Consider the following 17,339-nt stretch of genomic DNA (forward strand, 5'->3'; position numbering starts at 1 on the left):
CGCGCGTTCTCGCATAATCACGCCCGTGAATTCTTTTACTGGTGTGATTAGCATGGCTTACCTACTGAACCTGAACTGGCCCGAGTTTTTAGAGAAATACTGGCAGAAAAAACCTGTGGTTTTGAAAAATGCCTTCCCGAATTTTGTCGACCCTATCACGCCGGACGAACTGGCGGGGCTGGCGATGGAGCCGGAAGTTGACAGCCGTCTGGTGAGTCAGACCCATGGCGAATGGCAGGCCAGCAACGGTCCGTTTGAACATTTCGATGGCCTCGGTGAAACAGGCTGGTCCTTGCTGGCGCAGGCCGTGAACCATTGGCATGCGCCCTCTGCCGAACTGGTGCGCCCGTTTCGCGTCTTGCCGGACTGGCGCCTGGATGACCTGATGATCTCCTTCTCGGTGCCGGGCGGCGGCGTGGGGCCACACATCGACAATTACGATGTGTTTATCATTCAGGGGATGGGCCGTCGTCGCTGGCGCGTTGGCGATGCCTTACCGATGCGTCAGTTCTGCCCGCATCCGGCGTTGCTGCACGTTGATCCCTTCGAACCGATTATTGATGAAGATTTGGAGCCGGGCGACATCCTGTACATCCCGCCGGGCTTCCCGCATGACGGCTTCACCCACGAAACGGCGTTTAATTATTCTGTGGGCTTCCGTGGGCCCAATGGTCGCGACCTGATCAGCAGCTTTGCCGACTACGCACTGGAAAACGATCTGGGTGGCGCGCACTACAGCGATCCTGATTTAACCGTGCGTGAGCATCCGGGCCGGGTAGAAGAAGACGAACTTGAGCGTTTACGCTCAATGATGGTCGACATGATCAACCGGCCGGAAGATTTTAAGCAGTGGTTTGGCCGTTTCGCCACCACGCCGCGTCATGAGCTGGATATCGCGATGGCAGAGCCGCCGTATGAAGATCAAGAGGTACTGCATGCGCTGATGAGCGGTGAAACTCTGACCCGCTTGAGCGGCTTGCGTGTGCTGCACATCGGCGACAGCTTCTTCGTCAACAGCGAGCGTCTGGCCACCGTGGATGCACGGGCGGCCGATGCGTTGTGTCGCTATACCGAACTGGGTCAGCCGGAATTGGGCGATGCGTTGCAAAACCCGGCGTTTGTGGCTGAGCTGACGGAGCTGATCAATCAGGGCTACTGGTTCTTCAAAGAGTAGTTGCCGTTGTCTGCTGAATTGCCGGGGCACTAGGTTGACCCGGCAATTTTTTATTTTCTCAACGGATCAAGACACCAATTCCAGCCCGGCTACCCGACGCCAGTAACCGTTACAATCGGCTTGTTCGGTGAGCGTTAACGGCTGTGCGCCCTGCTCGTTGGCACGAAAATCGTCGACGAGCGCCAGCGTTTCCGGCCCCTGCGGCGACAGACGCACGATATCCACCAACCCCTGCATACCGCCCAGCTCATTCCCCAGGTTGTAACAGTAACCGCTCATGGTCTGAATACCGTTGAGCACAAACACCTGCTGTTGTTCTTGCGAACGCATCATTCGCCCCTGCGGGTATTTGATGCAGCAGGTTTCGCATTCGTCCTTGGCGCGATCTTCCGAACGTGCGGTGAAGCAGCGTGCCGAATAGGCCAGCGGGAGATGGCCGTAGCTCAGCACCTCCACCTCAAATTGCTGGCGAAAGCCTAACTCATCGCACTGTTCCAGCAGCTTGGCCAGCCAGTCGCGGGACAGTTCGACCGGCATACACCAGCGCGTCATGCCCTGGCGATGCAGCAGGCGCAGGGTATAGGCGTTGTAGCAATTCAGCGCGTGCCCGGCGACGAACGGCAGGCCGCGTTCCGCCGCCATATTTACCGTACCCAGATCGTTGGCTTCGATCAGGAACTCACCGTTTTCCACATAGCGTTTCAGTTCATTCAGCTCTGACGGTGCCTGTAACAGCGCCAGGGTGGAGATCACCACCTGCTTGCCGCTACGGGCAATCTCCTGCGCCAGTGCCAGCCAGTCGCCTACCTTCATTTCACGTCGTTTGGTGCAGACGCTTTCGCCGAGATAAATAATTTCCGCGCTGCTCTTCACCGCCTGCTGATAAAAACTTTCAACCTCGGTTTTTGGCCAGTAGTACAGCACCGGGCCTAATGCGTATTTCATGTGTCCTCCTGCTACTGCCATTTGCGGTGATAGGCACCGAGGGTGGTCTGGGTACCTTCGGACATTGAACCGAGCGCCTCCATCCAGCCTGCTTCAGCCTGATAAGCGGCCGGATCTGCCTGGCAGCGGTCGATAGCCTGGCGCCAGACGCGGGCCACCTGGCTGACATAGGCCGGGCTGCGCTGGCGGCCTTCAATTTTCACCGAGGCGATATTGGCAGCCAGTAGCTCCGGCAGCAGTTCCAGCGTATTGAGGCTGGTGGGTTCTTCCAGCGCGTGGTAGCGCACGTCATCCACCAGATAGCGGCCCTTGCACAGCGTGGGGTAGCCGGCATTTTCATCGTCCCGGTAGCGGTCGATCAGCACGCCGTTCAGGCGCGACTCCATGCCCTGCGCCGTTTGCTGCCAGCGCACGTAGCGTGCCGGTGAACAGGCCCCGACGGTATTGGGAGACTCACCGGTCAGGTAAGAGGAGAGGTAGCAGCGCCCCTCGGCCATGATGCACAGGCTGCCGAAGGCGAAGACTTCCAGCGGCACCGGGCTGGTGCGTGCCAACTGTTTGACCTGGTGCATCGACAGTACGCGCGGCAACACCACCCGACTGACGTCGAAATGGCGTTGGTAGAAGCGAATCGCCTCTTCGTTGGTGGCGGAAGCCTGCACCGACACGTGTCGTTCCAACTGCGGGTAACGTGCGGCGGCGTATTCCAGCATCGCCAAATCGGCCAGGATCAGCACGTCGGCGCCCAACTGTGCCGCCATGTCCACAGCCCGCTGCCAGCGGGCATAGCCGTCGGGGTGGGCGAAGGTATTGATGGCGATGTGCAGTTTGCGGTTGTGGCGGTGCACATACTCGACCGCTTCCTGCAGCTTTTTCTCGGTAAAGTTGAGGCCGGCAAAGTGGCGCGCATTGGTATCATCTTTCAGGCCGATATACACGGCGTCTGCGCCGTTATCCACCGCAGCCTTCAGGGCCGGCAGATTACCGGCGGGACAAAGCAGCTCCATAGATTTATCCTGACTCAGCCGCACACCCGTGGCGGATGCAGACTGTCACAATGTTTGCCGGTGACTGTTTTCAACCGGCAAACGCTAATCGGGAGGCAATTTTAGTGAAAGCGCGATGAACAGGTTTTGATTTGAGGCAGCTTCTGGCGTATTGATAAAGCTGGCGGCGAAATGCACTATTTGTTGATATAGAGCGCTTCAGCCGTGCGCCACTGTGGCAAAATAGCGCATCTGTGTTGAAAGGAGTGAACGACAGTGTTGGAACAATTACGAGCGCGCATTGTGCGCCAAGGGCCGTCGCTGCTGCGAGTCCCGCTAAAATTCACGCCGTTTGCTTTGCAGCGCCAGCTTCTGGAACAGGTGTTGGGCTGGCAGTTCCGTCAGGCGCTGGCGGATGGCGATCTGGAATTTCTCGAATCGCGCTGGTTAAAGATCGAAGTGCGCGATCTGGCGCTACACTGGTTTATGACGGTCGAAAACGACAAACTGGTGGTCAGCCAACACGCCGAGGCTGATGTCAGCTTCAGCGGCGACGCCAACGATCTGATTCTTATCGCAGCGCGTAAGCAAGATCCCGATACGCTGTTCTTCCAGCGTCGGTTGCAGATTGAAGGGGACACCGAATTGGGCCTGTATGTGAAAAATCTGATGGATGCCATCGAGCTGGAAACCATGCCTGCGCCGTTGCGCATGGGTCTGCTGCAGTTGGCCGAATTTGTGGAAGCAGGGTTGCAGGAGGGCACGGTGCAAACTTCCCGTGTGCCGGTATCATGCTAATCCGTGTAGAAATTCCGGTAGATGCCGCGGGCATTGACGCCCTGCTGCGCCGTGCCTTCGGGCGTGATGACGAGGCCGATCTGGTGCAGCAACTGCGTGAAGATGGGTTGCTGACGTTGGGTATCGTGGCCACTGACGACGAAGGCGGCGTAGTGGGTTATGCCGCGTTCAGCCCGGTGGACGTGGCCGGTGAGGATCGCCAATGGGTCGGTCTGGCGCCGCTGGCGGTGGACGAAAGCCTGCGTCGGCAGGGGCTGGGCGAAAAGCTGATCTACGAAGGGTTGGATTCGCTCAATGAGTTCAGCTATGCCGCGGTGGTGGTGCTGGGCGATCCCGCTTATTACGGCCGCTTTGGCTTTAAACCGGCTGCCGCCTATGGTCTGCAATGCCGCTGGCCGGGAAGCGAAGCCGCGTTCCAGGTGTATCCGCTGGCGGAGAATGCCTTGGCCGAGGCCAGCGGTGCGGTGGAGTATTCCGAACCCTTTAACCGCTTTTAACCTCAGCATCCGGCAGTAAATAATCCAGCGAAAGAGGCGGGTGGTTCACCAGCCTCTCTTTTTGCATTTTACTCAGTTGCTTCACCCGGTATTCCAGCCTCAGCGCTTTTGAACGATCCCCCGCCAGACAGTGAAACGCCAGCACCAGCTCACCTTTGCCTCGTAGCGCCTTCGCGCCTTTGCCTGCCTGATGTTGCGCCAGGCGGCGTACCACGTCGGTAGTGATGCCGGTATACAGCATGCCGTTAGGCAGACGCAGCATGTAGAGGTGCCAGGGGGAGAGGGTATCCGTCATGAATGTGCAGCAACTTTGGTAGCCAGGGTGGGAATATGATGGCATGTTCGCCGTCGTAATCCCACCCTGTCCGCCAATGGTTGACTGCCGTCAGCCTTTTTTACCCATAATTTCGAAACGCGGTGAAACCATGCCGTACAGTGTCCAGCCGAGGAAAGTGGCAATGGCGCCCCACATCATGGCTTCTTCACCAGAGCTATAGAGCGCATAGAAGCTGTACAGCGCACCGATACCGGCAATGATGTTGGCGATCCGCGCTTTTTTCTCCGGCACTTTCGCCACCTTCTGAATAATGATCAGCGCTGCCATCGATAAGATGTAAGGGATGATATTGGTCACCACGGCCAGGTTAACCAGCACGTTGAACTGCTTGTTCAGCGACGGGCTGATGGTCATCAGGGATAGCACGCTCTGGATAACGACGATGGTCAGCATGCCTTTGACCGGGGCGTCCGCCTTGCTGAGTTTGGAGAATATTTTCGGGAAGAAACCGCTGTCAGCGGAGGATTTGAACACCTGGGCGATGGTGAACTGCCACCCCAGCAGCGATCCGACGCAGGACATGATCATCAGTGCCATGATGATCTTGCCGACCGTTGGATTAAACATGTGGGAGAATGCGAGTCCAAACGGCGCAGTGGAATTGGCCAGGTCCATATTAGGCACGATACCGGCGATCACGTTGGTCGAAACGATATAAATCACCGCGGCGCTGAGAGTACCGCCCAGAACGGCGATCGGAACATTACGCTCTGGGTTCTCCACCACGTCGGTGTTGGCGCAGGCGGATTCAAGCCCCAGAAAAGCCCACAAAGTCATGGAAATGGAGGCACCGATAGCTTCAAATGTTGGGACCTGATGCGGGTTCCATGCGGCGATATAAGCGCTGCCGCTGAACCAGTGCCAGCCGATAATCGAGATCCCCACGACCGGAATAATGACGCCCCACACCGTGATACCGCTGATCCTCCCGGTAATGCGTGCGCCGCCGAAGTTGGCGACCGTGGCTAACCACAATACCCCGATAGTGGCGATACAGATCCCCAATGGGCTCAGATTAGCGCCAAACAGCTCAGTACCGTACCCAACCGCAGAAATGGCGATGGCGATATTAGCGATCAGTAGCGAGACGCCATAGGTGTAGTTCGCCATAAAGTTGCCTGATTTGCCGAAGGCATATTCAGCATAACCCCCCATGCCACCGGATTTGCGACTGAACATGCCGCACTTGGCGAAGGCATAGGCAAGCGCCATTGAGCCAATGGCGGTAACCAACCAGGAGACAATAGAAATGGTTCCCACTTCAGCCAGTTTGGTCGGCAGCATAATTATGCCGGACCCCATCATGTTGACGGCCGTCAGGATCGTTAACTGCACGACCCCCATTTTATTATTGGACTTACTCATGATCATTCTCTCTTTTATGATGCGATCTGAGCGGCGAATAAAATTCACCGCCTTGTAAGGTCATTAATTCGTCATGACATAGCCGTAAGCACGATTCCAGCCATCTTCATCTTTCTGGATATAAACTCCCTGCAACTCCGGCGCAAATCCAGGCAATAAATTAATACCTTCTTCCAATGCCAGGAAATAACGCTGTGCCGCACCACCCCATATTTCACCAGGAACTACGCATAAAACACCTGGGGGATAAGGTAATGCGCCCTCGGCCGCAATACGGCCTTCCGCTTTGGCCAGTGAAACCAGTTCAATATTACCGCGGACAAATTCCGTATTGGCATCTTGCGGATTCATGGCAATGCGAGGGAAATAATTCTTGCGGAACATTTCTTTTTGCAGCTCTTTGACGTCGTAGCTGACATAGAGATCGTGCATCTCTTGGCAAAGTTGACGCAGGGTATAATTTTCGTAGCGTTGCTGATTGCTTTTATATACCGCAGGAAGAACTTCGCTGAGTAAGGAATCCTGCTCGATGTGTTTTTCAAAGCGGGCAATCAACGCCACCAAATGCTGCATTTTTGCAATGTCTTCAGCCGGAGTAAGCAGGAACAGGATCGAGTTGAGATCGCATTTTTCCGGCACTATGCCGTTTTCGCGCAGGTAGTTGGCTAAAATGGTCGCCGGAATGCCGAAGTCACTGTAGTTGCCGCTCGCCGTGTCTATGCCCGGCGTGGTGAGCAACAGCTTGCATGGGTCGACAAAATACTGCGATTCCGCATAGCCTTCAAAGGCATGCCATTTCTCGCCTGGCACAAAGTTGAAGAAGCGCAAATCGTTGGCCATCGTCTCGGTGTCATAAGACTGCCAAGGCTTGCCGTCGATCTGGTCCGGGACAAAAGGTTTGATTAACTGGCAGGTTTCCAGCAGCATCTTGCGCGCTTCAATCCCCACGCGAACGCACTCTTTCCACAGGCGCTGGCCGCTTTTCCCTTCATGCATTTTGGCGTTAACATCCAGCGCGGCAAACAGCGGGTAAAACGGGCTGGTGGAGGCATGCAGCATAAAGGCGTTATTAAAGCGCTTATGGTTGCAATAACGGCTTTGTCCTTTGATATGTTTATCTTTTTTATGAATTTGCGAGGTTTGTGAGAACCCGGCCTGCTGCTTGTGAACGGACTGGGTAACAATAATCCCCGGGTCGTTTTCATTCAGTTCGAGCAGCAAAGGCGAACAATCTTTCATCATTGGAATGAATTGTTCATAGCCGACCCAGGCGGAATCAAACAGGATGTAATCACACAGATGCCCAATCTTGTCGACCACCTGGCGAGCGTTGTAAATGGTGCCGTCATAGGTGCCTAACTGGATGATCGCTAAACGGAAAGGTCGGGCTTCATTGGCGCGCTCTGGAGCCACTTCACGGATCTGCTGGCGTAAGTAACGTTCATCAAAGCAGTGGGCATCAATCCCGCCGATAAAGCCAAATGGGTTGCGGGCAGTTTCCAGATACACCGGCGTTGCGCCAGCCTGAATCAGTGCGCCGTGGTGATTGGATTTGTGGTTATTACGGTCGAACAATACTAAATCGCCGCGCGTTAACAGGGCGTTGGTCGCGACTTTGTTTGATGCAGAGGTGCCGTTTAGCACGAAATAGGTTTTATCGGCGTTAAATACCTTGGCTGCGTGTTGCTGTGCAGCGCAGGGAGCGCCCTCATGAATCAATAAATCACCCAGTTTGACGTCTGCGTTGCACATATCGGAACGGAAAAGGGTTTCGCCATAGAAATCAAAGAACTGGCGTCCAGCCGGGTGCTTGCGGAAGAATTCACCGCCCTGATGGCCCGGGCAGGCAAAGGTGGCGTTGCCCATTTCGACATACTGCGTCAGGGTGTTAAAGAACGGTGGCAGCAGATCTTTTTCATATTTTACCGCCGCGGCTTCCAGCTGTTTGCCGTAGAACTGAGTGTTTTTCCCACACAGTTCGAAGACGCCGTGTAGCGCCGGCAATACGGCGTTATCCAGCTCTTCTTCACAGCAAACGGCCACAAACAAAGGGATATTCAAACCGATCTCTTCGAGATGCGTCACCATACCCTGTGCGACATCTCCAACGGACAGCACAATAGCGGCAACATCATTGAAATCGCTCTGATGCACGTCGACAACGTCGCGTTCTGTTTCAAAGCAGCCTAGTGTTTTTTCATTGGCAGCAATTTTTAGCTTTTTCATTTTTCTCATTCTTCAGATAAAGGCAATCCATCGACAAATAAACTGCATTGCCGTTAACGCCTTATTAAATTTAAGGTGTGCGAAACCCGGGTTATGCCGAAGGCATTTCCTGAATTTATTCTTTTATTTATTGCGTGACGTTCTCATCCAGGTTTAAGCGAATGACGACGTTATCCCATGATTTAAGGAATGGAGAGCATCCCTGACGATCAGCGAGAATATAACGGGTCGTAATAACTTTTTACGCTGGGAATAAGAACCAACAGGAGGGAGGTTATCTGAAGTTAAAGAAGGCAAAGCTAAAGCAACTACGATGAGCCATCATCATAATATGAGTCGTGCGCCTGATGTGCGCCATTTTTCTGTTGTTGTTTTCCATTTCTAATCCACCTTATTGAGTGAAAAGATGGCGCTATTTTAACGCGGGTTAAGCTAAAATATGTGATATTAATCACGTAAACTACTCTTCAAGTAAATAACTATTCATTAGTTATGCATCATATTGCATAAGTATCGATTCAAAGAGAAATTCACCATGTAAATGGATTGATAACAAACCGCCATTTTAGCGACCTCATTTTCCGTGATCCCGGGCGAGGGCAAAAAAATTTCGTTTAAACTGGCCGTAGAGTGAGTAGATAAAGAGGCTTTGTTTTCTTTATGTTATAAATCGATATATTCATTTTTTGTATATTAATTCATTATATATGGGTGGTTATTCTGTTTTGGTTTTTGCGGGCATTGTTGTTATTTGTGACCCTCCTCAACAACACAGGTTAAGATGAAGCAAGATAAAGGGGAGAATTCACCGTGACCATGACCGACGATCTTGAACCCATTACGCATTTCCTCAGCAAGCAGCACGTACTGACATTGTGCGCGGGAAATGGCATGGATATGTGGTGCGCCAACTGTTTTTACCTGTTCGACGCCGAGCGCATGGCGCTGTGGCTGATGACTGAAACCCACACCCGACACGGCGAGCTGATGCTGCAAAACGCCAGTGTGGTGGGCACCATAGCACCGAAGCCAAAGACCATCGCGTTGATCCGCGGTGTGCAGTACCGGGCGCACGCGGTGATGCTGAACGGTGACGAAGAGCGACTTGCACGGGCGCGTTACTGCAAGCGTTTCCCGATTGCCAAGATGATGAAGGCGCCCGTCTGGCAGCTGGATTTGCAGGAAGTGAAAATGACCGACAACACCCTCGGTTTCGGTAAAAAACTGCACTGGACGCGGGACTGAGTTCAACAAACTATACTTTTCAGAGACATCAATCGGCGGGAGGGCATATGGCACGGGTATTCATGGTAGGCGCCACGGGGCTGGTGGGCAGTGAGCTGTTGCGGTTGCTGCAGGCCAATCCTCAGGTTACGGCGATTGTCGCGCCAACGCGCAAGCCGCTGCCACCGCACGAAAAATTAGACAATCCCGTGGGTGATGATTTGTTCGCGCTGCTGACTGAGCAAGAGCAGCCTGCCGATATGGTTTTTTGCTGCCTGGGAACGACCCGCCGCGAGGCCGGCAGCGACGCCAATTTCCACTACGTTGATTACACTCTGGTGGTGGAAAGCGCACTGACAGGTCGTCGATTGGGCGCGCAGCATTGCCTGGCGGTCAGTGCGTTGGGCGCGAGTTCGCGCTCCACCTTTCTTTATAACCGTACCAAGGGCGAAATGGAGCAGGCGCTGCGTGAACAAAACTGGCCGCGTTTGACACTGGTACGGCCATCGATGTTATTAGGCGCACGGCCATCGCCGCGGTTGCTGGAACGCCTCACCGCGCCGCTGTTCAAATTGCTGCCCGGAAAATGGCGTGCGGTGAGCGCTAAAGACGTGGCGCAGACCCTGCTGGAACAGGCATTCAGCCCTGGCCATGGCGTTAAGGTGCTGGAATCCGATCGGCTGCATTGCTACCGCAGTGCACACTGAGATTATCGAACGCCAGTTCCAGACCGGGTGGCAGTTCGTTGTCCATCAACCACAAATCGAGATGGTGGCTGATGTGTGTTAACAGAGTGCGGTCTGGCTGTAAGCGCAGCTGGATCTCCAGCGCTCGGGTCAGATCGTTGTGGTTGCGTGGCGCCTGCGGTTGAGGGGGCAGGCTGCAATCGAGCACCAGTAAATCCAACGGTACCTCGCGCAGAAAAGCTTCGGTGTCGGCTGGCAGACCAACGGTATCGGTCAGGTAGGCCAGCGATGCCCCTGCGGCCTGGATCAGATAGCCCTGCGTTATTTTTGAATGCTGCAACGGCAGCGGAGTGATGTGCAGCCCGCCCAATTCAACGGTTTCGAAAGGCTTTAGCGGCGGCTGAAACGCCAGAATGCCGGGGTGTTTGAACAGATCATCGCAGCCTTGTTCGTCCGCCGGACCATAGACGGGAATAAAATTTCCGCACCCCCAACGCAAAGGAAATAACCCCTGAACGTGATCCATGTGGTAATGTGTCAGTAAAAAACGTTGAATTTCCCCCGCCGAAAAACGCCGTTCCAACGACGGTAATCCCGCATCCAACAAGGTTGTTTCCCCCTGAAATTTGAGTATGGCGCTGCACGGGCGTCGCCGAAATGCCGGTTCACGCCGTGCCCGCTGACAGACCAGACAATCACAGCCAAACACCGGGATCTGTTGCGCGCCGCCGGTGCCGAGAAACGTCAGTTGCATGTCGTCACTCCCGATTATAAGTACTTCTCCGCGAAGGCATGAATATCACGGAAATCCGCCAACCGTTGTTGCAGCGTCTGATGATCCCAGTGCCACCACTGGCTGCGCTCAATGCGTTCGATCAGGGCGTCGTCGAAACGCATGCCGATTTTTTTAGCTGCTACGCCGGCGACAATCTCATAGGGCGCGACATCTTTGGTGACCACCGCCGCGCTGCCGATGACGGCACCGTTACCGATGCTGACGCCGGGCATCAGGATAGCGTTATGACCTATCCAGACGTCGTGGCCAACGGTCACGTGGTGTTCACGCCGCCAGTCGAAGAACGCCTCGTCATCTTCCCCCAGCTCATACTCTGAAGCACGGTAGGTGAAATGGTGCTGAGCAATGCGCTGGTAGGTGGGGTGATTGCCAGGATTGATACGTGCATAAGAGGCTATCGACACGAATTTGCCGATGGTGGCGTAAAAAATCTGGTTGTGTCCGGCGGTGTAGGAGTAGTCACCCATCTCCACCTCTTCCAGGATCGCATCGTCGGCCAGGTGCACATACTGGCCTAAGCGGCTGCGGTTAAGCGTCACGTTGTTACCGATTTTCGGCTGCGCCGCATCGTTCATGGCATGGCATCCTGTGGTTGTTTTTGTGAAACAGGCAGCAACGCCAGCAGTGCCGCCAGGGTGTCATCAAGGTTGCCGTCGTTATCCAGCAGGCGGCATCCGGCTGGGAGCTTTTGTTGATATTCCGCCGCGCGCGCCAGCCGCTGTTCTATCTGCCCGGGGTTTTCGCGCCCGCGGTTTTGCAGGCGCTGACGCAGAATATCAGTGCTGACCTGCAGGCAGACCGGCAGCAACTGCGCGCCGTAGCGCTGTTGCGCCTGCGGCAGGTGGGCACGCGAGCCGTTGACGACTACATCGATCCCCTGCAGCAGCCAAAGATCTACTTCGATCCCAAAAGCGTAATGATGCTGGTGCGCCTGCCAGTCCAGGGCGAACAGGCCTTTGGCGCGGCGGCGCAGGAATTCAGGCTCGCTGAGCGCAATGTGGTTTTCGCAACCGGCGTCCGCCGGCCGGGTAATATAGCGATGCGCCACCAGCGGCGCACTGTCGGCATGGGTTCGCAGCGCGGCCAGCAGGCTGTCTTTACCGGCCCCGGAAGGCCCCATCAGATAGATAAGCTGTGCCATCAGAACACCTGCTTGCCCTGGCGCCACACGTTCTGCACGTAGATATGCTCCGCGTGCGGCCGTGCCAGCACCAAATCTGCCCGCAATCCTTCGGCGATCGTCCCGCGATCCTGCAAATCCAGCGCTTTCGCCGGGTTGCGGGTGATCATCTGCACCGCCTGCGGCAAGCTGTAGCCGTTGCGCTCGTCGGCCGCGATACGGAACGCCGCATCCAGCAGGCTGGCCGGGTAATAATCGGAAGACAGAATATCCAGCACCCCCAGCGCCGCCAGGTGATGTGCCGCCACGTTGCCGGAGTGGGAACCGCCGCGCACGATATTCGGCGCGCCCATCAGTACCTGTAATCCTTGCTGATGGGAGGCCAGGGCGGCGGCTTCGGTGGTGGGGAATTCAGCAATGGCGCTGCCCAGCGCACAGGACTCGGCGACATGCTCGGCGGTGGCGTCGTCGTGGCTGGCAAGGGAGATTTTGCGCGCCCGGCAGTGGGCGGCGATTGCCTCGCGGTTCGGTGTGGCCCAGCGGGCGGAAAGCCCGATCTGCTGTTCTTCGAACTCGCTCATCTGCTGGTCATTGAGGTTGTATTTGCCCTGGTAGTATTCACGGTATTTTTCGCGCGAAGCGAACTGACGCTGGCCCGGCGAATGGTCCATCAGCGAGACCAACGACACGCCCGGTTTGTCCATCAGCTGTTCGAACAACGGCAGGGTGCTGTCGTGCGGCAGTTCGCAGCGCAGGTGCAGCCGGTGTTCGGCGCGATTCACCCCCGCACGTTGGCTGTGGATCACCGCGTCGATCATTTTTTGCAGGTTTTCCAATCGGTGGCCGCCGTCGCGTACGTCACCGATCGCCACCGCGTCCAGCACGGTGGTGATGCCATTGGCGACCATCAATGCATCATGGCTGCTCATGGCTGAATGGGCCGGCCAGTCAACATTGGGGCGCGGAGTGAAAAACTTGTCCAGGTTGTCGGTATGCAGTTCGATCAGCCCCGGCAGTAGCCAGCCGCCTTCACCGTTCAATGCCTGCGGTAACTGACTCGGCGTATCGGCAAAACTGCGGATCGTGCCGTCGCTGATCTCCAGCGATCCTTCTACAACCTGATCTTCCAGCACCAGCTTCACGTTATTGATGATCATCAGAGGATCTCCAGCGCCTGAGGCGCCTGCATGTCATATAACCGGTCGGCGACCTGCTGACGGACGCCCTCATCATGAAAAATGCCGACGATCGCCGCCCCGCGCCGTTTGGCCTGCTCGATCAGCCCGACCACCGCCGCGCTGTTGCGGCTGTCGAGTGAGGCCGTCGGTTCGTCCAGCAGCAAAATCGGATAGTCGACGATAAAACCGCGTGCAATGTTCACCCGCTGCTGTTCTCCGCCGGAGAAGGTGGAGGGCGCCAACTGCCACAGACGCTGCGGCACATTGAGCTGGTTGAGCAACGTCTCGGCGCGTTCACGGCATTCGGCGCGATCGGCACCCTGTTCCAGTAACGGCTGCATCACCAAGTCCAGTGCGCTGATCCGTGGGATCACCCGCAAGAATTGGCTCACCCAGCCGAGGGTATGGCGGCGAACCGCCAGGATCTGGCGCGCTTCGGCCTGCACCATGTCCAGCCATTCCCCCTGGTGGTTGACCCAGATATGGCCGCTGTCGGGCAGATAGTTGGCGTACAGCGAGCGCAGCAGGGTCGATTTTCCGCTGCCGGAATGGCCGTGCAGCACCACGCATTCGCCGCTGCTGACCGTCATGTTGGCGTCGTGCAACACCGGCAGCCGCGTGCCGTGCTGCTGGTGAAGCACAAAGGTTTTGCTGAGGTGTTCAACCCGGATTTGAATTGTCATCTGTTATTACCTTGCGTTACGACAGCACCGAAGAAACCAGCAGTTGGGTATAAGGATGGTGCGGATCGTCCAGCACCCGGTCGGTCAGGCCGCTTTCCACCACTTCGCCCTGTTTCATCACCAGCAACCGGTGCGCCAGCAGGCGCGCCACGCCGAGATCGTGGGTGACAATCACCGCCGCCAGCTGCATTTCCACCACCAGAGTGCGCAGCAGATCGAGCAACCGCGCCTGAACCGAAACGTCCAGCCCACCAGTGGGCTCGTCCATAAACACCAGCTTCGGGTGGGTCACCAGATTGCGGGCGATCTGCAACCGCTGCTGCATGCCGCCGGAAAAGGTCGTCGGCAGATCGTCAAGACGCGACAGCGGGATCTCGACGTCCTCCAGCCATTGGCCGGCCTGGCGGCGGATGTCGCCATAGTGGCGCTGACCGATAGCCATCAGCCGTTCGCCGATGTTGCCGCCGGCGGAAACCTTGGGCCGCAGTCCATCGAGCGGGTGCTGATGCACCACGCCCCAGTCGGTGCGCAGCAGGCGACGGCGATCGCTTTCCGCCATCGCATACAAATCATGTTGTTGCCCGGCCTGTGGCCGATAGAGGATCTGCCCGTGTTGCGGGGCCAGCCGTGCCGAGATGGATTTCAGCAGGGTGGTTTTGCCGGAGCCGGACTCGCCGACGATACCCAATACTTCACCGGGGTAGATATCGAAAGATACATCGCTAAAACCTTTGCCCGGTGCGTACAGATGGGTGAGGTTCGCCACCGACAGCAGCGGCGTGGTGCTCAGAGGGGTGGAAGTCATCAGTGCTGCGCCTCTTGCGAAGGTTGCGCCAGTTGCTGCTGGCAGTAATCGGTATCGGAGCAGACGAACATGCGGTTGCCCTGGTCGTCGAGTACCACTTCGTCCAGATAGCTGTGGCGTGAGCCGCACAGCGCGCAGGGCTCGTCCCACTGCTGCACGCTAAACGGATGATCGTCGAAGTCCAGACTCTCCACCTTGGTAAACGGCGGCAGGGCATAAATGCGCTTCTCGCGGCCGGCACCAAACAGCTGTAGCGCCGGCATCATGTGCATTTTCGGGTTATCGAATTTGGGGATCGGTGACGGATCCATCACGTAGCGATCGTTGACCTTCACCGGGTAGGCATAGGTGGTGGCGATGTGGCCGTAGCGTGCGATGTCTTCATACAGTTTCACCTGCATCACGCCATATTCTTCCAGCGCATGCATTTTGCGAGTCTCGGTTTCGCGCGGTTCGATAAAGCGCAGCGGTTCCGGGATAGGGACCTGATAAATCAGGATCTGGTCTTCGCGCAGCGCGGTTTCCGGAATGCGGTGACGGGTCTGGATCAGCGTGGCTTCCGGCGTGCGTTCGGTGGTAGCGACCCCGGCGACGCGCTGGAAGAAGCGGCGAATCGACACGGCGTTGGTGGTGTCGTCGGCCCCCTGGTCAATCACCTTCAGCACGTCGGCGCGACCAATCACGCTGGCGGTCAACTGAATGCCGCCGGTGCCCCAGCCGTAGGGCATCGGCATCTCACGGCCGCCGAACGGCACCTGGTAGCCGGGGATAGCGACCGCCTTCAGAATGGCGCGGCGGATCATGCGTTTGGTCTGTTCGTCGAGATAACCCAGGTTATAGCCGGTTAATACTTCACTCATCGCGGGCCTCCTGACGCTCGCTAAATTCCTGGCGCAGACGCTTAAGCAGTTCCAGTTCAGCCTGGAAATCGACGTAGTGCGGCAGTTTGAGGTGGGAAACAAAGCCGGCGGCTTCGACATTATCGGCATGGGCCAGTACGAACTCTTCGTCCTGCGCCGGGCTGGCGATGCCTTCGTCGTACTCGGGGCTTTGCAGTGCGCGATCCACCAGTGCCATTGCCATTGCCTTGCGCTCGGCGCGGCCAAACACCAGACCGTAGCCGCGAGTAAAATGCGGGGGTTGGTCTGCCGGGTCGATAAAGCCGTTAACCATTTCGCATTCAGTTAGCAGGATCTCGCCGATATCCAGCGTGAAACCTAACTCTTCCGGCGTGATCTCCACTGAAACATAGCCAGTACGGATCTCGCCGGCGAAGGGGTGAGTCCGGCCGTAGCCACGCTGGGTGGAGTAGCTCAGCGCCAGTAAAAAGCCTTCGTCACCGCGTACCAGTTGTTGCAGGCGAGCCGAACGTGAACAGGGGTAAACCGGGGGATTACGGGTAATGTCATCCGGCGTGCTGCCGTCGTCCTGTTCCGCCAGCGCCAGCCGTTGTTGACTAAGCAAATCGAACACGTGGGCGCAATTTTCCGGCAAGGGTTCGTCGGCCTGCGGCACGTGTGGTGTTTCCCCTTCCGCCAGCAGCGCAAAATCCAGTAGCCGATGGGTATAATCGTAGGTCGGCCCCAGCACCTGCCCACCGGGCAAGTCCTTGTAAACCGCCGAGATACGACGTTCCAGCCGCATGTTTTCTGTCGTCAGCGGTTCGCCGATGGCCAGACGCGGCAGGGTGGTGCGATAGGCGCGCAGCAGGAAAATGGCCTCGACCAAATCGCCGCTCGCCTGCTTGATGGCCAACGCCGCCAGCTCGGGATCGTAGATGCCGCCCTCGGTCATGACCCGGTCCACTGCCAGCCCCAGCTGTTGTTCAATTTGCAGGGCACCCAGCTCCGGCACGCCGTCGTCGCCACGCCGCAGCTGTTCTTGTAACTGATGGGCAGCCTCAATGGCTTTTTCGCCCCCTTTAACGGCAACGTACATCAGCACACCTCCACGTGGGTGGTTCGCGGTAATGCCAACAGGCGTTCGCCGCAGGTCAGCAGAAAATCCAGCCCCAGCGGGAAGCGCTGCGGGCGGTTAAGCAGGTAATCCAGCAACGCCGGGGGCAACTGCGGTGCAATCGTCCGTTGATGCTCAATACCGGGTCCCGTCAGACGCAGTGCAGTGCCTTGTTCCAGGCTAGCGAGTTGTACAACCACCGTGGCGCTGAACTCAGGGGAAATTTCACTGCCGTGCGGCAAGGCCTGTAAATCGGCCGCCTGCAGTTGGGCATCGAACAGGGCAAAACAAACCTCTTCGGCCCGGTTGGCCAGCGGTGCGCCGCTGTGGAAGCGAATGTTTGTTAGCACTTGCTCACTTTCTAGCGCAGGACTGAGTTGAATCGGGGTTTCCTGATCCGCCAGGGTCAGCAAGGCGGCGGTACTGGCGGCATTCAATGCGTCCCAGGCCGGGCTGCCCGGCAGCGTGACGATATGCCCTGGTTCGCTTAACGCCTTGAGAATCAGCCGGAAAGCCTGCTGCGATTGGTCGATTGGCTGGGTAAAACCTGTCAGTAAGCTCAT

The 17,339-nt window shown here is 56.8% G+C and carries 20 protein-coding genes; 5 read left to right on the top strand and 15 right to left on the bottom strand.

Translation table 11 applies throughout. The features are described 5' to 3' along the window. Positions 1–52: 52 nt before the first annotated feature. Positions 53–1,174 carry a ribosomal protein uL16 3-hydroxylase gene (locus ACGS9J_RS17125; protein ID WP_442232040.1) on the top strand — a complete coding sequence of 374 codons (1,122 nt, stop codon included), beginning with the start codon at positions 53–55 and terminating at the stop codon, positions 1,172–1,174. Positions 1,175–1,240: 66 nt separating this feature from the next. On the opposite strand, the gene ACGS9J_RS17130 is transcribed toward ACGS9J_RS17125, so the two are convergent. After that, complete coding sequence (locus ACGS9J_RS17130; protein WP_442232041.1) at positions 1,241–2,119, bottom strand: U32 family peptidase; 879 nt, start codon at positions 2,117–2,119, stop codon at positions 1,241–1,243. An 11-nt stretch (positions 2,120–2,130) separates the two neighbouring features. After that, on the bottom strand, positions 2,131–3,126 hold the full coding sequence (ubiU, locus tag ACGS9J_RS17135) for a ubiquinone anaerobic biosynthesis protein UbiU (protein WP_442232042.1): 996 nt from the start codon (positions 3,124–3,126) through the stop codon (positions 2,131–2,133). Between the two features lie 255 nt (positions 3,127–3,381). Between ubiU and ubiT the strand changes: the two genes are divergently transcribed. After that, a complete protein-coding gene (gene ubiT / locus ACGS9J_RS17140; protein WP_442232043.1) occupies positions 3,382–3,903 on the top strand; it encodes a ubiquinone anaerobic biosynthesis accessory factor UbiT in 522 nt (173 codons plus the stop codon). Beyond that, complete coding sequence (locus ACGS9J_RS17145) at positions 3,897–4,400, top strand: GNAT family N-acetyltransferase (RefSeq protein WP_442232044.1); 504 nt, start codon at positions 3,897–3,899, stop codon at positions 4,398–4,400. The genes ubiT and ACGS9J_RS17145 overlap by 7 nt, the downstream gene beginning before the upstream one ends. Here ACGS9J_RS17145 and ACGS9J_RS17150 read toward each other — a convergent pair. From ACGS9J_RS17150 to speFL, 4 genes are all read right to left on the bottom strand, one after another. Beyond that, complete coding sequence (locus tag ACGS9J_RS17150; protein WP_442232167.1) at positions 4,387–4,695, bottom strand: GIY-YIG nuclease family protein; 309 nt, start codon at positions 4,693–4,695, stop codon at positions 4,387–4,389. The genes ACGS9J_RS17145 and ACGS9J_RS17150 overlap by 14 nt on opposite strands. Positions 4,696–4,785: 90 nt before the next feature. Further along, a complete protein-coding gene (gene potE / locus ACGS9J_RS17155) occupies positions 4,786–6,102 on the bottom strand; it encodes a putrescine-ornithine antiporter (protein WP_442232045.1) in 1,317 nt (438 codons plus the stop codon). Positions 6,103–6,165: 63 nt separating this feature from the next. Continuing rightward, complete coding sequence (speF, locus tag ACGS9J_RS17160; RefSeq protein WP_442232046.1) at positions 6,166–8,328, bottom strand: ornithine decarboxylase SpeF; 2,163 nt, start codon at positions 8,326–8,328, stop codon at positions 6,166–6,168. Positions 8,329–8,602: 274 nt separating this feature from the next. Beyond that, entirely contained in the window at positions 8,603–8,707 is a 105-nt protein-coding gene (speFL, locus tag ACGS9J_RS17165) for a leader peptide SpeFL (RefSeq protein WP_112363015.1), read from the bottom strand. 437 nt (positions 8,708–9,144) lie between these two features. Here speFL and ACGS9J_RS17170 point away from each other — a divergent pair, with 437 nt between their 5' ends. Together ACGS9J_RS17170 and ACGS9J_RS17175 are read left to right on the top strand one after the other, a co-directional pair. Continuing rightward, positions 9,145–9,573, top strand: a complete 429-nt coding sequence (locus tag ACGS9J_RS17170; protein ID WP_442232168.1) for a YhbP family protein — start codon at positions 9,145–9,147, stop codon at positions 9,571–9,573. Positions 9,574–9,620: 47 nt separating this feature from the next. Next, positions 9,621–10,259, top strand: a complete 639-nt coding sequence (locus ACGS9J_RS17175; protein ID WP_442232047.1) for an NAD(P)H-binding protein — start codon at positions 9,621–9,623, stop codon at positions 10,257–10,259. On the opposite strand, the gene phnP is transcribed toward ACGS9J_RS17175, so the two are convergent. Genes phnP through phnH form a run of 9 tightly spaced genes read right to left on the bottom strand, consistent with a single transcriptional unit; the run spans position 10,210 to position 17,339 of the window. Then, entirely contained in the window at positions 10,210–10,992 is a 783-nt protein-coding gene (gene phnP / locus ACGS9J_RS17180; RefSeq protein WP_442232048.1) for a phosphonate metabolism protein PhnP, read from the bottom strand. The genes ACGS9J_RS17175 and phnP overlap by 50 nt on opposite strands. 14 nt (positions 10,993–11,006) lie before the next feature. Then, positions 11,007–11,609, bottom strand: coding sequence for a DapH/DapD/GlmU-related protein (locus tag ACGS9J_RS17185; RefSeq protein ID WP_442232049.1), 603 nt, complete (start codon positions 11,607–11,609; stop codon positions 11,007–11,009). Further along, a complete protein-coding gene (gene phnN, locus ACGS9J_RS17190) occupies positions 11,606–12,175 on the bottom strand; it encodes a ribose 1,5-bisphosphokinase (protein ID WP_442232050.1) in 570 nt (189 codons plus the stop codon). The genes ACGS9J_RS17185 and phnN overlap by 4 nt, the downstream gene beginning before the upstream one ends. Then, the gene (gene phnM / locus ACGS9J_RS17195) at positions 12,175–13,311 is read right to left on the bottom strand and encodes an alpha-D-ribose 1-methylphosphonate 5-triphosphate diphosphatase (protein WP_442232051.1); all 1,137 of its coding nucleotides are present in this window, start codon (positions 13,309–13,311) and stop codon (positions 12,175–12,177) included. Before phnM ends, phnN begins: the two co-directional genes overlap by 1 nt. Beyond that, complete coding sequence (gene phnL / locus ACGS9J_RS17200) at positions 13,311–14,015, bottom strand: phosphonate C-P lyase system protein PhnL (RefSeq protein ID WP_442232052.1); 705 nt, start codon at positions 14,013–14,015, stop codon at positions 13,311–13,313. The genes phnM and phnL overlap by 1 nt, the downstream gene beginning before the upstream one ends. A gap of 16 nt (positions 14,016–14,031) precedes the next feature. Beyond that, positions 14,032–14,820: a phosphonate C-P lyase system protein PhnK gene (gene phnK, locus ACGS9J_RS17205; RefSeq protein WP_404780454.1), complete on the bottom strand. Its 789-nt coding sequence runs from the start codon at positions 14,818–14,820 to the stop codon at positions 14,032–14,034. After that, positions 14,820–15,680 (bottom strand): alpha-D-ribose 1-methylphosphonate 5-phosphate C-P-lyase PhnJ, encoded by an 861-nt coding sequence (locus tag ACGS9J_RS17210; RefSeq protein ID WP_135314887.1) that lies wholly within the window; start codon positions 15,678–15,680, stop codon positions 14,820–14,822. The genes phnK and ACGS9J_RS17210 overlap by 1 nt, the downstream gene beginning before the upstream one ends. Continuing rightward, positions 15,673–16,758 carry a carbon-phosphorus lyase complex subunit PhnI gene (locus ACGS9J_RS17215; RefSeq protein ID WP_442232053.1) on the bottom strand — a complete coding sequence of 362 codons (1,086 nt, stop codon included), beginning with the start codon at positions 16,756–16,758 and terminating at the stop codon, positions 15,673–15,675. Before ACGS9J_RS17215 ends, ACGS9J_RS17210 begins: the two co-directional genes overlap by 8 nt. Further along, on the bottom strand, positions 16,758–17,339 hold the full coding sequence (phnH, locus tag ACGS9J_RS17220) for a phosphonate C-P lyase system protein PhnH (protein ID WP_442232054.1): 582 nt from the start codon (positions 17,337–17,339) through the stop codon (positions 16,758–16,760). The genes ACGS9J_RS17215 and phnH overlap by 1 nt, the downstream gene beginning before the upstream one ends.

Source organism: Serratia quinivorans (assembly GCF_052113645.1).
Classification (GTDB): Bacteria; Pseudomonadota; Gammaproteobacteria; order Enterobacterales; family Enterobacteriaceae; genus Serratia; species Serratia quinivorans_B.

What these genes read in the sequence shown, in the direction of transcription:
- ubiU (WP_442232042.1), bottom strand. Translation starts at nt 3,126, where the DNA reads ATGGAGCTGCTTTGTCCCGCCGGTAATCTGCCGGCCCTGAAGGCTGCG.
- phnM (WP_442232051.1), bottom strand. Translation starts at nt 13,311, where the DNA reads ATGATCATCAATAACGTGAAGCTGGTGCTGGAAGATCAGGTTGTAGAA.
- ACGS9J_RS17150 (WP_442232167.1), bottom strand. Translation starts at nt 4,695, where the DNA reads ATGACGGATACCCTCTCCCCCTGGCACCTCTACATGCTGCGTCTGCCT.
- speFL (WP_112363015.1), bottom strand. Translation starts at nt 8,707, where the DNA reads ATGGAAAACAACAACAGAAAAATGGCGCACATCAGGCGCACGACTCAT.
- phnP (WP_442232048.1), bottom strand. Translation starts at nt 10,992, where the DNA reads ATGCAACTGACGTTTCTCGGCACCGGCGGCGCGCAACAGATCCCGGTG.
- speF (WP_442232046.1), bottom strand. Translation starts at nt 8,328, where the DNA reads ATGAAAAAGCTAAAAATTGCTGCCAATGAAAAAACACTAGGCTGCTTT.
- phnL (WP_442232052.1), bottom strand. Translation starts at nt 14,015, where the DNA reads ATGACAATTCAAATCCGGGTTGAACACCTCAGCAAAACCTTTGTGCTT.
- phnN (WP_442232050.1), bottom strand. Translation starts at nt 12,175, where the DNA reads ATGGCACAGCTTATCTATCTGATGGGGCCTTCCGGGGCCGGTAAAGAC.
- ACGS9J_RS17145 (WP_442232044.1), top strand. Translation starts at nt 3,897, where the DNA reads ATGCTAATCCGTGTAGAAATTCCGGTAGATGCCGCGGGCATTGACGCC.
- ACGS9J_RS17130 (WP_442232041.1), bottom strand. Translation starts at nt 2,119, where the DNA reads ATGAAATACGCATTAGGCCCGGTGCTGTACTACTGGCCAAAAACCGAG.
- potE (WP_442232045.1), bottom strand. Translation starts at nt 6,102, where the DNA reads ATGAGTAAGTCCAATAATAAAATGGGGGTCGTGCAGTTAACGATCCTG.
- ACGS9J_RS17170 (WP_442232168.1), top strand. Translation starts at nt 9,145, where the DNA reads ATGACCGACGATCTTGAACCCATTACGCATTTCCTCAGCAAGCAGCAC.
- phnK (WP_404780454.1), bottom strand. Translation starts at nt 14,820, where the DNA reads ATGACTTCCACCCCTCTGAGCACCACGCCGCTGCTGTCGGTGGCGAAC.
- ACGS9J_RS17185 (WP_442232049.1), bottom strand. Translation starts at nt 11,609, where the DNA reads ATGAACGATGCGGCGCAGCCGAAAATCGGTAACAACGTGACGCTTAAC.
- ACGS9J_RS17210 (WP_135314887.1), bottom strand. Translation starts at nt 15,680, where the DNA reads ATGAGTGAAGTATTAACCGGCTATAACCTGGGTTATCTCGACGAACAG.
- ACGS9J_RS17215 (WP_442232053.1), bottom strand. Translation starts at nt 16,758, where the DNA reads ATGTACGTTGCCGTTAAAGGGGGCGAAAAAGCCATTGAGGCTGCCCAT.
- phnH (WP_442232054.1), bottom strand. Translation starts at nt 17,339, where the DNA reads ATGAGCTTACTGACAGGTTTTACCCAGCCAATCGACCAATCGCAGCAG.
- ACGS9J_RS17125 (WP_442232040.1), top strand. Translation starts at nt 53, where the DNA reads ATGGCTTACCTACTGAACCTGAACTGGCCCGAGTTTTTAGAGAAATAC.
- ACGS9J_RS17175 (WP_442232047.1), top strand. Translation starts at nt 9,621, where the DNA reads ATGGCACGGGTATTCATGGTAGGCGCCACGGGGCTGGTGGGCAGTGAG.